At 44.7% G+C, this 13,861-nt stretch carries 7 protein-coding genes; 2 read left to right on the top strand and 5 right to left on the bottom strand.

All coding sequences use genetic code 11. The features are described from left to right. Positions 1-345 precede the first annotated feature (345 nt). Positions 346-1,962 carry an aminopeptidase P family protein gene (locus tag ACFFGT_RS19870; RefSeq protein ID WP_377024260.1) on the top strand — a complete coding sequence of 539 codons (1,617 nt, stop codon included), beginning with the start codon at positions 346-348 and terminating at the stop codon, positions 1,960-1,962. Between the two features lie 220 nt (positions 1,963-2,182). On the opposite strand, the gene ACFFGT_RS19865 is transcribed toward ACFFGT_RS19870, so the two are convergent. The 5 genes from ACFFGT_RS19865 to ACFFGT_RS19845 form a co-directional block, all read right to left on the bottom strand. Next, a complete protein-coding gene (locus ACFFGT_RS19865) occupies positions 2,183-4,090 on the bottom strand; it encodes a beta-N-acetylhexosaminidase (RefSeq protein WP_377024259.1) in 1,908 nt (635 codons plus the stop codon). Between the two features lie 283 nt (positions 4,091-4,373). After that, on the bottom strand, positions 4,374-5,504 hold the full coding sequence (locus ACFFGT_RS19860; protein WP_377024258.1) for an acyltransferase family protein: 1,131 nt from the start codon (positions 5,502-5,504) through the stop codon (positions 4,374-4,376). A gap of 168 nt (positions 5,505-5,672) precedes the next feature. Then, positions 5,673-7,457 carry a RagB/SusD family nutrient uptake outer membrane protein gene (locus tag ACFFGT_RS19855; RefSeq protein ID WP_377024257.1) on the bottom strand — a complete coding sequence of 595 codons (1,785 nt, stop codon included), beginning with the start codon at positions 7,455-7,457 and terminating at the stop codon, positions 5,673-5,675. A gap of 23 nt (positions 7,458-7,480) precedes the next feature. After that, the gene (locus tag ACFFGT_RS19850) at positions 7,481-10,951 is read right to left on the bottom strand and encodes a TonB-dependent receptor (protein WP_377024256.1); all 3,471 of its coding nucleotides are present in this window, start codon (positions 10,949-10,951) and stop codon (positions 7,481-7,483) included. 216 nt (positions 10,952-11,167) lie between these two features. Continuing rightward, the gene (locus ACFFGT_RS19845) at positions 11,168-12,232 is read right to left on the bottom strand and encodes a FecR family protein (RefSeq protein WP_377024255.1); all 1,065 of its coding nucleotides are present in this window, start codon (positions 12,230-12,232) and stop codon (positions 11,168-11,170) included. 127 nt (positions 12,233-12,359) lie between these two features. Between ACFFGT_RS19845 and ACFFGT_RS19840 the strand changes: the two genes are divergently transcribed. Continuing rightward, positions 12,360-13,640: an amidohydrolase family protein gene (locus tag ACFFGT_RS19840; RefSeq protein WP_377024254.1), complete on the top strand. Its 1,281-nt coding sequence runs from the start codon at positions 12,360-12,362 to the stop codon at positions 13,638-13,640. Positions 13,641-13,861: the final 221 nt, after the last annotated feature.

Genomic DNA, 13,861 nt, shown 5'->3' with positions numbered 1-13,861 from the left:
TCTATTATAACTGGGAAAGACCTCATCAAGGTATTAATGGCAAAAGACCTATCGATATGATCTCCTTAAACAACAAATAATAACCTGCTATTTTGTCTCCGAATTACTAAACCCTTACAATTGCGAGCGATAGCGTGGCAATCTCGTAGCTATACAGGGCGGATATGCACTTTGGTAATGCAAGGCTACGAGATTGCCGCGTCACGCCCGGGCTCATTCCCATCACGTTCCTCGCAATGACATTTGTTGTAAGTAACTCTTATTTCCCCCTAAAAGGGTGAATATAATATCTCTTGATATTTAGTATCTTAAACCGTTTTTTGACTGACATTATCCTTTATCATTATGACGCGATCATTTTTTCGGGCATTAGTAGTTTTACTTGCCCTGTGCGGCGGCAGCCGCTGTTTCGGACAAGCCGCCGAAAACTTACCTACTGATTATCTAAGCAAAGAATTTCATGCCGGAAGACGCCAGGCCCTGCGCGACCTGATGCCCGCCAATTCGGTAACAGTGATCTTCTCTTACCCAGAGCAGGTGTTTTCTAACGATGTTAATTATGTGTATCATCCTAATCCCGACCTGTATTATTTTTCTGGATACAAAGAGCCAAACTCGGTGCTGTTAGTGTTTAAAGATGTGCAGGCCGATGGTGACAGCAGCTACAACGAAGTGCTGTTTGTCCGCCATCGCGATGCCGGTCGCGAGCAATGGACAGGAAGGCGTTTGGGTGTAGAAGGCGCTAAATCACAGCTGGGCATTAAACGGGCTTATAACAGCGAGGATTTTGCAAAATTCCCAGTAGATTTTAAAAAGTTTGCCAACGTATATTATGACGCGCTGCCCGAGGATGTTACCGGTGATGGATCAACCGGTGAACTCAAGAAATTGATAGCCGCTTTTAAAACTAAGGCAGGTATTGCCGATGTTGACAGGCAGGCTGTGAGCGATATGAATTTGATTGCCAATCGTACTACGCCACAGAACCTGGCACGAATGGTTACTTACTTTAAGGGCAAATACAATAATGACCTGACTAAAGCAAGTCCTTTGGTGCAGGAGTTATTGGCTAAACCCGATTCGGCTACGCTTGTGGCAGTTAAAGCCAAAATTGGCAATACTTTAGGCGGCAACATCGGCTTTAATACTTTCACCAGCAAGCTTCGCGGAGTAAAAACAACAGAAGAACTGGCAGTATTGAAAAAAGCTGTTGAAATATCAAGCCTTGCGCATCTGGAAGTAATGAAATCGGTAAAGCCGACTATGAGCGAACGCGAAGTGGAAGGTATTATGATGTACGTACACAAAAGATACGGGGCCGAAGATGAGGGCTATCCGCCAATTGTAGGCGCTGGTGCAAATGGTTGTATTCTGCATTATGAAGAAAACTCGGCCACAAAACTTAACAACCAGTTACTGCTGATGGATGTTGGCGCCGAGTACCATGGCTACTCTGCCGATGTTACCCGCACCGTACCATCCAATGGTAAATTTACTGAAGAGCAAAAAGCTATTTATCAGCTGGTATATGATGCACAGGAAGAGATCTTTAAATTATGTAAAACAGGTGTTCCTTATGCCAGTCTTGAGCAAAAATCAGTTGAAGTATTATCAGCAGGACTGATCAAGCTTGGCATTATCAAGGATGCTTCGGAGGTTCGTAAATATTATCCTCATGGTTGTTCGCACCATTTAGGGCTTGATGTGCATGATAAAGGCGGCCGTGGTAACCTGGAAGAAAATTGGGTGATCACCGTTGAGCCGGGTATTTATATCCCCGCTGGCAGTCCATGTGATAAAAAATGGTGGAACATTGGTGTACGTATTGAAGATGATGTGCAGATAGGTAAAGACAGCGGTACCATCCTGTCTATCGATGCGCCACGTAAATGGCAGGATGTTGAAAAGGCTGCAACCGAGAAAAGCATTTTTGAAGCTGCTAAATTCCCGGAGCTGAAATAAAAATAAAGTAAGATAAACTTTATGTCATTGCGAGGAGCAGCATGGGGCTGTGCAATGGGGCGACGTGGCAATCTCGTAGCCAATGCATCACAACAATGCATATCCTCCCTGTATAGCTACGGGATTGCCGCGCTATCGCTCGCAATGACATGGGGTAATTAAACGTAAAAGGCCTTCGGATTAAGTTCCGAAGGCCTTTTACGTTTAAGAAAAACTATCCTTACTTCTTAATCCTGCTTTTCAACTCAGCCAACGGCATGGTTACCATGCGGCCTATCGGGTTTTTACCGCGATAGGTGATCACCCTTAATGTAGTTGCATCTTTAGGGGCATCTATTGGCGTTGTATATTTAGGATAAAACCTGTCGGGAAACGAATTGTCAAAGCTGTAATAAGTATCCAGTCCGTTCACCTCGTTAGTCAGCGTAATTTTAAGGGTGCTATCTGGATTTAATACTGCATCAAATGATGGGTCATAAGCGCTTGGGGCTATCTTGGTTTCAGCTTCATCAAAGCGGGGGAAATGTTTCTCCACCCTGCTGAAAAACCCGTCCCAGTTTTTAGTGCCCTTTGGCGACCATACATCTTCAGCAATGGCCATGCCGCGCGGCCAGGTCATATATTCGGCCTGGCGGATGTTGTATACCTGTTCTGTCCATAAATTGGCCTGTCCGCCTTTAATGAGGCGTGCATCAACGCTGTCGGGCACAGGCTCCCATGAATAGGTTTTGTTTAGGCGAAGCGTGGCATAGATCTTGGTTTCGTTTACGCGGTCGCTTTGCATATAATCAAGATAGGCGAACGTTGTAGGGCTCATCACCACTTCATGACCGGCTTTAGCAGCGGTGATGCCGCCCTGGATGCCGCGCCAGCTCATTACGGCTGCATTTGGGCCAAGGCCGCCTTCAATGATCTCATCCCAACCCATGAATTTTTTGCCTTTTGATTCTACAATTTTTTCAAGGCGTTTTTCAAAGTAAGCTTGTACCTCGCTCATTGTCTTCAGGTTTTCTTTGGCCATCAGTGCTTTTATGGCATCACTTTGCTCCCAGAAGTTTTTTGCGCACTCATCGCCGCCTAAATGGATGTAACCGAATGGGAACAGCTGGGCTACTTCGGTAACTACCTTGTCTAAAAAAGTATAAACGCTTTCATTTGCCGGGCAAAGGGTATTATCAACGATAGCCCTGTTATGCGGACCGCTCCAGTCCATAAAAGGCTCGCCCGAGTTTACCACATATTTATCGGCACCTGGGGTACATGAAAGCTCGGGATAGGCAACCACCGCAGCAAGGCTATGGCCCGGCACATCAATCTCAGGCAGGATGTTTACAAACCTGTCTTTAGCGTATTGTACCAACTCTTTGATATCATCCTGGGTGTAGAAACCGCCGTAGGTACGTGGCTCGTCTGCTGCAGGAGGGCTAAAAGTACCAAACTGGCCCACTTTTTTAACATTGTGTGCCCCTACTTCAGTTAACCTTGGCAGGCTTTTGATCTCCACGCGCCAGCCTTCATCATCGGTAAGGTGCATGTGCAGCAGGTTAAATTTATACTTAACCATAGCGTCAATATATTGCTTAACCTCGGCTTTGGTAAAAAAGTGACGTGCTACATCAAACATCAATCCTCGCCATGCAAACCTTGGGTAGTCGGTAATCTCAACCGCGGGTGCAGCCCATTTTACGCCTTTGGCTACTTCTAATCCTTCAATTTCTTTAGGCAGCAACTGGAAAAATGTTTGTACACCATAAAATAACCCGGCGGCATCATTGGCGCGGATCACTACTTTTTTAGGGGTTACTGATAATTTATAACCTTCCGTTTTGATCAGTGTATCTGCTGTTTTATTTAAGACCAGCCTGATAGGCGCTGTTGGCGCAGTAGCTTTTACAGTTACAAAAGTTCCGGCAGCGGTTGAGAGTTTGCGTTTAAGATAGGCTGTAACGTTTGCCACATCTGCTGATGATCCCGCCTCTACAATTACCGTTTTTGGCAGTACAAACTCACCAGTGGTTTGGGTAACTTTTACCGGCTGCGGTACAAGTGCAAGGGCCGGTTTTGCTGTTTGGGCTACAGAAAGCAGGTGTGCTATGCAGCCGCAAAGCAATAAGGATAATTTCTTCATAAAGAATTGTTATTTAATTGGATGTACGCAAATTAGGCTTTTTAAATAATATTAAAAAGTGTTTTCTGAACCTTGATTTTTTGGATTTAAAGATGAGCAAGATGTTGTCTGAACCCGGATTTTAAGGAATTATTGAAATTTTTTGAATTTGCTGAGCATTCGGGTAATTACTTAAAATTCGGGTTCAGACAAAAAACACCATCCGGCGACTGTGAGAACACGGCCGCCGGGCGATAAAAAAACCTAAATTCGAAATCGAACATTCGAAATCTGATATTCCAAATTACACCCTGATATAAATTTTACGCTTATCAAGTATATAAGCAACCAGCCAGCAGATCAGCATAAAGCTGATGGCAAACAGTAATGAGCCTATCGGGCCGGGAGCTATGGTTTGATAAAAGGAAGTATTGATCCAGTCGACAGCATTGCTGCCGCTGATGATGATCATACTTACCGGGATCAGCAATATTTCAGAAAGTACATAAATAGGCAACGGATTTTTACCCATGGTAGTAAAAAAGCGGGCCCAGTTGCCTTTGTTCCAGTTATTGATCTCCAGCGCGTAGATCAACCCTGAAAGGATCACCAAGTCGAGCCCTGTAGTAACCAGCACAAATGAGCTTGTCCACAGTTTTTTATTGATCGGGAAAACCATGTTCCAGCACAGGGCCAAAAAGATAAACAGGCAGCCGGTTAATAGCAATTTGGTAGTAGTATCATAGCCCTTCCCTTTTTGCTGGATGAATTTACCTGCGTAGTAGCCCACTACCACGTTAACAATAGCCGGTAATGTACTCAGCACGCCTTCGGGTTCAAACGGGATCCCTTCGCCGTGATACAGGTGATTGACACCGAACAAAAATTTATCAAGGTAGATGCCTGCATTGCCGGTCATGCTCAGCGGATCTGCCGGGTTGCCGTACACGAGCAGGATGATCCAGTAGATCACTAAAAATATCCCCGATAAAATAAACACCGACCGTTTAGACAGGAAGTGGATCATGAGTGAGGCAAAGCAATAACACAAAGCAATGCGCTGCAAAACGCCCATAATGCGGGTGTGTGCAATAGGTTTTAAATGAAAATGCCCGCCGCTGGTTGAAAAGAAAGGGAACCAGTACATGAGGTAGCCAATCAAAAATATGAGCAGCGTGCGCCTGAAGATCTTGCTTAAAACAGCCGCGTTACCCATTTCCTGGTAGCGTTTCATCGAAAAGCTCATGGCGTTGCCAACGGCAAACAAAAAGGATGGGAACACAAGATCGGTTGGGGTGAAACCGTGCCATGCGGCATGTTCAAGGGGCGAAAAGGCTGCTGCTCCGCTGCCCGGCGTATTTACAATGATCATGAAGCATAAAGTCATGCCACGAAATACATCCAGCGATAAAAACCGCGATGATGATTTGTCCATAAATGGGTTAAAAAAAGTTTATAATCAGCTTGTTTAAAAAGCAGGGATGTTAAGGCAAGATAATAAACTTACCGGGAATACATTTCCCGGTAAGTTATAAGTCGTTACAAAACTCAACGCCTCCAGTTTAATAGCTTTCGGCTTTGCGCGTTTTGCTTTCAGCTTTAATTAATGGTAGCCCGGATTTTGTTTCAACACAGGCGAGCCGCCTTTTACGCTAAGGTCAATTTCCCTTTGCGGTATAGGATAATATTCGTTTTTACCCTTAAGGAATTTGCCTCCCTTAACATCATTGGTAACGGTGCTTTGAAAGGTGATGTAAGCATTGAGCTCAGTATCGGCAATGCCCCAGCGTACCAGGTCAAAAAAGCGGTGGCCTTCCATCGCCAGCTCAATTTTGCGCTCAAAGTATATTGCTTTTAATGCAAAATCCTTGCTTGCAAAAGCGCCGCCCGGGTAAGGGCTTACTTTATAATTAGCCGCGGGTACATCGGTAAAACCTGCGGTTGGGTCTTCATCGTCTTTGTATTTGTGTACAAAGCCATCCGGATTGGCTGCGCGGTTCCGCACCATATTTACGTAGCTTTCGGCTTTATCCAAGCTACCAACCTGTGCTTCAACTTCGGCGGCCATCAGTAATACGTCGGCATAGCGGATGAGGTTGTAGTTGATACCCGAACCTGGCGCCCAAGAAGTGTTATCGCCATTGGTTTCCTGCTCGGCCTGGCCGTAAACATTTTTAAGCGGCGAATACGGGCCACCGTAATCCTGGTCACGGATCCAGTCGGCGCCAGGGTGTAAGCCCCAATCAAGATAAGGGATGCCACGGCGACCGGCAGTCCAGTCTAAACGTGGGTCGATTGTACCTGCATCGGGTGTAAAATCTTTTGCGGAAGCCACGTTCATGTCGGTTTTAATGGCGTGGCTGTTGTAATCATCAAGATAAGGCAAGCCTGTTGTTGGATTGGTGCGGAAGTGGTTTGCCAGATCAACCGATGGCTGGTAAAAACCGCAGCAACTGAACGGACTGCTGTTACCATAAGGGAAGTTCAACATGTCGCCGTTGTTGGCTTGTGAGGGGCCGTTAGGGTCGGCATTGGCAGCAGCCTGTACTGCAAATACAGATTCGGCGCTGTTGTTGGTAGCAGTGCGGAAGTTGTCGTTAAACTTTTCGTTAAGCGCGTATTTTTTACCGCTGGCTGTTACGCCCTGTGCTATCACCGCATCAAAGATCGGCTTGGCATCAGTGTATTTATGCTCAAAAAGGTATGTTTTGGCTAAGTAGGCGCCTGCAGCCCACTTGTTTGCCCTGCCTGCATCTGGTTGCGTAGTTGGCAGGTTGGCATAAGCGAATTTAAAATCATCCTCAATCTTGGCCCAGATATCAACACCCGAATTGGGTTGGTTAATATCAGTAGTGGTTTCGTCAAGATAAGGAACGTTATTGAACATCTTTTTCAGATCAAAATAGTAATGCGCCCTTAAAAACCTGGTTTGTGCCAGCAGATTGGTTTTAGCTGCATCTGTTATTTTAGGAATGCTCATGATTGATTTTATGGTGTTATTGCAACGCGAAACACCTTCATAATCTGCTCGCCATTTACTGTCGAAAAAGCCATTACTGCCATCCGAGTTGTATTTCATGATGGGCTCTATCGGGGTTTGGTCGCCCGCCACACTTCCTTTTGAAGCATCGCCGCCGGCAACACCGCCATAGATCCAGTTATCCGGTGCTGCTTCCCATGCGCCCCCGCCGCCAATGGCAGCATCGCCGCCCTGCTGCCCGTCAAGAACGGCGTATGAACCTATCAGCAACTCATTTGCACCCGCTTCAGTTTGCAGAAACTGCGGCTCAAGCGCGCCGGTAAGGGGCTTTTCTAAATATGATTTTTTACATGCGCTAAGTGCCAAGGCGCCCAGCAGTATCGTTGTAATATGTTTTAATGCTTTCATCGTAATCCTTCTTGAATAATCTGTTATAATGAAAAGTTAACACCGAATAAAAATGTGCGCGGACTGCCATAGCTACCCTCGTCAATGCCGAACGTGCTGGTAGAGCCGCCCAGCTCAGGATCAACACCCTTGTAACCGGTAATGGTAAACAGGTTGGTTGCCGAAGCATAGATCCTTAGTTTTTGTACCCCTATTTTCTTCAGGCTGTTCAGGTTAAATGAATAACCGATCTGCGCGTTACGCATCCTTACGTAAGTGCCGTTTTCAACAAAGTAAGAGTTTGGTGTTGAACCGCTGCTGGTTGAGGCATCAAGCTCCTGGATAGGCGCTTTTGCGTTGTGATTAGTTGGTGTCCACGAGTCATACAATGCGGTACGGCTTTTAGCGGTTTCAAATGATGAGTAAAAATCTGTCCAGTATTTTACGTTGTTCCAGATCTGGCCACCAAATGAACCATAAAAGAATACACTGGCATCAAAGTTTTTGTAGCTGACACCAAGGTTAAGCCCTGCAGTAACTTTAGGGTTAGGGTTGCCAATAAAAGTACGGTCGGCATCGGTAATTATCCCGTCGCCGTTTACGTCTTTATATTTAAAACGGCCAACTTTAACGTCCGTTTGGTAAACATCATCGGGGTTGCCTGTAATTTTTTGTGCTGATGCATTGGCTGCGTCTATTTCGGCCTGTGAATTCCAGAAGCCATCTGTTTGGTAACCGTAAAATTCGCCCAGTGAGTGACCAACCTGGTTACGGCTTATAAAGTTATCTAACCTGCCAGCGTGATCGCCATAAAAATAATCGGCACCGGTTGATACCGTTTTAATTTTGTTATTGTAGGTAGTAAATGTTCCTGTAGTGGTAAAGCTCAGGTCGCTGCTGGCTTTGAAGTTGCCGGTTACAGATATATCAAGACCGTCAGTTTTCATTTTACCAACGTTTATGAACGGTACCGCTCCGTTACCTGCTGTGCCCAGTTGAGGGGCATCAAATAAAAGGTCGCGGATATCTTTGCGATAATAGTCGGCAGTGATTGAAATTTTTCCGTTAAACAAGGTTGCATCAAAACCAAAGTTGGTGTTGATATCTTTTTCCCATTTAGCATTAGGGTTAGCTATCTGCGCCTGGAAGAAGCCAGGAACAATGTTAGGTCCGCCGTTTATAGGATAATACGACTGGCCTATAGCCGTATTAAATGTAGTGAAGGCATTTTCGGGGTTGATATTGATCTGGTTACCCATAATGCCCCAGCCACCCCTTAGCTTTAAGTCGGTGATCCATTTGGTATCTTTCAGGAAGCTTTCCTGCGATATGCGCCAGCCTGCGCTAAATGACGGGAAATAACCGTATTTGTTATTTTCCGAAAATTCAGATGCACCATCCCTACGGATTGTGGAGTTGAACAAATACTTATCGTCATAAGCATAATCCAGGCGCGCAAACTCTGAGAAAAGCGAATGGGAGCTTTTATTACTGTAGTTGCTGCCCGGCGTACCGGTTGAAAGGTTTACATAGTTAGGATCAAACGAGTAATAGTTTTTGCTGTTAGCGCCGAGGCTGGAGTTATAATATGAAACAGCTTCCGTACCTACCAGGGCTTTTATACTATGCTTCCCGAATTCCCGCTGATAAGTTAGCGTGTTTGTCCACAGGTAATTGTAATTGCTGTATGAATCTTCGCTGTAGCTGTTTGTTAACGAGTTTTCAACGTTTTCATAAGTTGGATAAGAAAAAGCATGGTCGTGTCCGTTAGCAATATCACCGCCAAAGCTTGTTCGTAAAGTAAGACCTTTGATGATATCCGCTTCGGCAAAAATATTTCCTAATATGCGGTAATCAATAGCGCCATTAACAGCCGAACGGTTTTGGATAGCAACCGGGTTGTTGGCATCACCTAATCCTGCACCATAGCTACCTGCGTAATTCCCTTTAATGTCATAAACAGGAATAATAGGCTGCTCACGAATGGCCATCGTGATCACACCATCCGGATCGTTGGTACTTACTTTAGGATTTTTAGTGATGGTATAAGCCAGGTTTTCGCCTATGCGGATGTGTTTGGTTAAGTTGAAGGTTGTATTTGAACGCAGGCTATACCTTTTTTGATAGGTATCAATCAAAGTACCCTGCTGGTTGAAATAATTAAGGGAGAATAAATAGCTGGCCTGGTCACTGCTGCCGCTAACCGAAAGGTTATGGCTTGTCATCGGCGCGCTGTTAAAAATAGCATGATACCAGTCGGTACCGGCTTTGTTGGCCTTGGTTATGCGGTAAAAGCTGTTGTAATCATCTGGCGATGTGAAGTTGGGGTTCACATAGTAAAGCGATGGGTTAACAGATGGATCGCCTGCTTTTGCACCGGCCGGAGTGATATAGTCTGGCAGGGTGTAGGTTGAACTGGTGCCATCCGGATTGTATTGTGCATCGGTGAAATCGGTAATACCCGAGTTTTTCTGCGCGGTCATTTTCAGGGTAGCCATCTCTTTAGGACTTAAAATATCCCAAACATTGCCGCCTTTAGGTTTTTGTGTGCCATAATAAGCATCGTACTGGATGTTTACTTTACCCTTACCTCTTTTGGTGGTGATGATAATAACACCGTTGGCCGCCCTTGAACCATAAATTGATGCAGAGCTGGCGTCTTTCAACACCTGGAACGATTCAACATCATTAGGGTTAATGGTACTTACATCGGTTGTTTCCACACCATCAACTATATATAAAGGCGTATTGATGCCAAAGGTATTAAAGCCACGGATGTGGATCTGCGGCTCTTCGCCCGGCTGGCCCGAACCGGTAACCGTAACACCCGATGCCTGGCCCTGTAACTGGTTGATAACTGATGACGAAGCCTGTTTATTAAGGTCTTTAACGTTAACTACAGCAACAGCGCCGGTAAGGTCCTTCTTTTTCTGGGTGGTATAACCAACTACAACCACCTCGTTCAGCGCTTTTGACTCTTCAAGCAGGGTTACATTAATGGTTGTTTGTCCCTTAACAGGTACTGCTTGTGCGGTAAAACCTAAAAAGCCAAATTCAAGCGTTCCGTTGCCATCGGGCATGGTAAGGGTATATTTACCATATATGTCGGTAACTGTACCCAAATTACTGCCCCTGAGCTTTACGCTTACGCCCGGTAAGGGTTGGCCGCTAATGTCTTTAACCACACCGGTTACGGTTAAAGTAACAATCGGTTTTTCATCGGCCGGTTTTATGATAATGATATCATCAACTACCTGGAAGGTTAAGGGCTGTTTTTGCAGCACCTTCTGCATCACGGTTTCAATGGGTGCGTCCTGCACGTCCACGTTTATTTTCTTGTCAACATCAACCTGGTCAAGCCGGTAAAAAACAGTGTATTTACTGCTTTTTTCAATCTGCTTAAACATTTGCTTAACAGAAATATTGTTTACACTAAAGTTGTAAACGTTTTGTGAATAAGCGGCAGCGTGTATTTGCATAATGCCCGTTAAGAGCAGAACGGTTACCAGCTTCATAATTTTGATTGTTTTTTGCCACGGGCTTGCAGCCAGACTGGACTTTCTGTAAAAATTAATCATAAATTTGTTTGTTAATCAGTTAATACGATGCTTCCCCAAGCGTAGGGTATTAGCTTTGATTGCTTTAGGCCCGGGCGTGTTGGTAGCACATCCGGGTTTTTTTTATGTAAAAGAGAATGTTAGTTTTTAATCATAGTTTCCTTTTTAGTTAGATTAATCATTATTGTTGTTTCGTGTAATGTTTACAGTATTGCCGTTTACCGAATAATTGATAGCCGTATTAGCTTTTATAATAGCCAGCACTTTATCAATGCTCGGGATGTTTTTAAAACTCCCCGAATAACGGATGTTGCTCAATTCGGCATCGGTCATGTTTATTGTTACATTATACCTGCGCTCCAGTACTTTAGCTATCTCACTGAGTGTGGTGCCGTCAAATACCAGCAGGTTTTCCTTCCAGCCGTCATAGCGGTCAAGCTTTGCCGAGTCGATCTCTGATACCTGGATCTCGTTGAGGCTTTTTGGCTCGGGGGCCGCGTAGCTGTAGTTTTCCTTTTTTGGGTGATAATAGATGCGGAGCACCTGCCGCGGCTTTACATAAATGCGGCTCATTTCATGTGCGTTATTATCTACATTACCCTCAACCGATACCTCCCCTTTCACCACGGTGGTTTCAAAGAACGGGTCGGAAGCATATGCTTTAAGGTTAAACTTAGTGCCGATATCCCTTATGGTATAGTTTTTTGTGTTAACAATAAAAGGGATCTCCTTTTTGCCGGGGGCGATGTCAAAAAAAGCTTCGCCCTCCAGGTAAACGGTACGGGTTGTTTTACCAAAATCGGCTGTATAATTAAGCTTACTGCCCGCGTTAAGCCAAACCTGCGTGCCATCGCTCAAAACAACTTTTTTTATCGAACCAGGGGTAACGGCTATCTGCCTTACACTTTCAACATTTTTTGAGTACCTGTTATATAAGGTGGCAGTAACCGTGGCCAGTAAAGCAATGGCTGCAGCAGCTTTGCCCCAGGTGATCAGCCTTGCATAGCGTGATGGCTGCTTTGGCTCCATGTCGGCCGAGAATTTGTTATAGGCATTATCTTTATTTACAACCGCTGGCTGCAGGTAAAGCATATTATGCCATGTTTCATACAGCTGTACAAAATACTGCTCGTTCTCCGGGTGCGCACTTATCCATTGTTTAACCTGCTCAAGCTCCTGTGCGGTAGCTTCGCCGGTTATGTATTTTACTAACAGTAGTTTTACTTCTTCGTTATCCATTTGTAATATTATCGTTAAGACAATTGAAAAAACGGATACCCTCAAAACGATATGAAATATTTTTCAATTTTATAATTTACCATAAATTATCGAGCTCCGTTATATTTCATTAACTATCTTTATGGCTATGAGATGGATACGGCCGCTCCTTTTATTTATCCCCTCCCTGCTGCTGTGCGATTTTTCACATGCGCAGGTTTCACTCGGCCGTATGGCGTTGACCGGGCTCACAATTATTGATGCCAATTACCGGTTGTCCCTTGCCGGGCAAACGGTAATTATTGACAGCGCTGTTATCCGGGAAGTTTTTAAGGATGGAACCCGGCCTATCCCGGCTTCTTATCACATCCTTTCGTTAAAGGGAAAATACCTGCTCCCCGGCTTGATTGATACCCATGTACACTTTGCAACAGATCCGTCAGGAACCGATAACCGGGCGCATACGCTTAGTGTACTGCAACAGATGCTATATAGTGGTATTACAACAGTGAGAGATATGGCCGGCGACGCACGCACACTTGCAGGCTTATCGCGTGATGCACTCATGGGAGATATTGTTTCACCTTATATTTATTATTCTGCATTGATGGCCGGGCCAGCTTTTTTTAGCGACCCGAGGACGGGGAGTTCTACCAAAGGGGCTATCGCGGGTAAAATGCCCTATATGCTGGCGGTTACAGATAGTACAAATATGCCTTTGGCCGTTGCCGCAGCAAAAGGCACTGGCGCCACCGGAATAAAATTATATGCTGATTTATCTCCGGGACTGGCCGGTAAGATCATAAGTGAAGCAACCAGGCAGGGAATGATTGTATGGGGACATGCCTGGCTTCAAATGGCCAAACCCTCCGATCTGGTGAAAGCAGGCATAGGCTCAATTTCGCATGCGCCGTTACTGGTGCATGAAAAATTTGATAAGATTCCGGATTCGTGGAAAAACCAACGACACACAAAGGAATTTTGGGATAACACCGTATCCCAGATGGCAGATTTGTTTAACCTGATGAAACAGCATGGCACTATACTGGATGCAACGCTGCTCACCTACAAAAAATGGGCTGAAACAGACACCGCAATGCAGTACGATTATGAAATAGGAAAACGCATAACAGCCAATGCCTATAAAGCCGGAGTGGAAATATGTGCCGGTACCGACGATGACCAGGAGGAATTTGTGCAGAATGAAATAAAATTACTGGTAAATGATGCTGGTTTCACGCCAATAGATGCCATTATATCAGCTACATTAAATGGCACAAAAGCATTACATATCGACAGTACAAAGGGGACTATATCCCCCGGTAAAGCAGCTGACCTTTTGGTGCTGAACAAGAACCCGCTCGAAGATATTAGTAACCTTACATCTGTATATATGGTTTTCAAGGGAGGTCTTATATTCAAAAAGTAACGGCTTTATATCAATAAACTTCCTCTGTGTTTTATTGCAGCCTGAAGGGTTGGTTTAGGCAGTGCTGTTTATTCGGCTTTTCGTTGAAACGCACCCTTCATATTGCGCGTAACTGTTTTTTTACAGAATGTTTAGGGTTAGCTTTTCATTATTTCCATATTAAATTTGATACAGAACTAAAAAATTCGTAACTTGTTAAAGTTTTTTAAAAAGTATTCGGA

The sequence above is a fragment of the Mucilaginibacter angelicae genome (assembly GCF_042434235.1).
Classification (GTDB): domain Bacteria; phylum Bacteroidota; class Bacteroidia; order Sphingobacteriales; family Sphingobacteriaceae; genus Mucilaginibacter; species Mucilaginibacter angelicae.
This window is presented reverse-complemented; position numbering and strand designations above follow the sequence as displayed.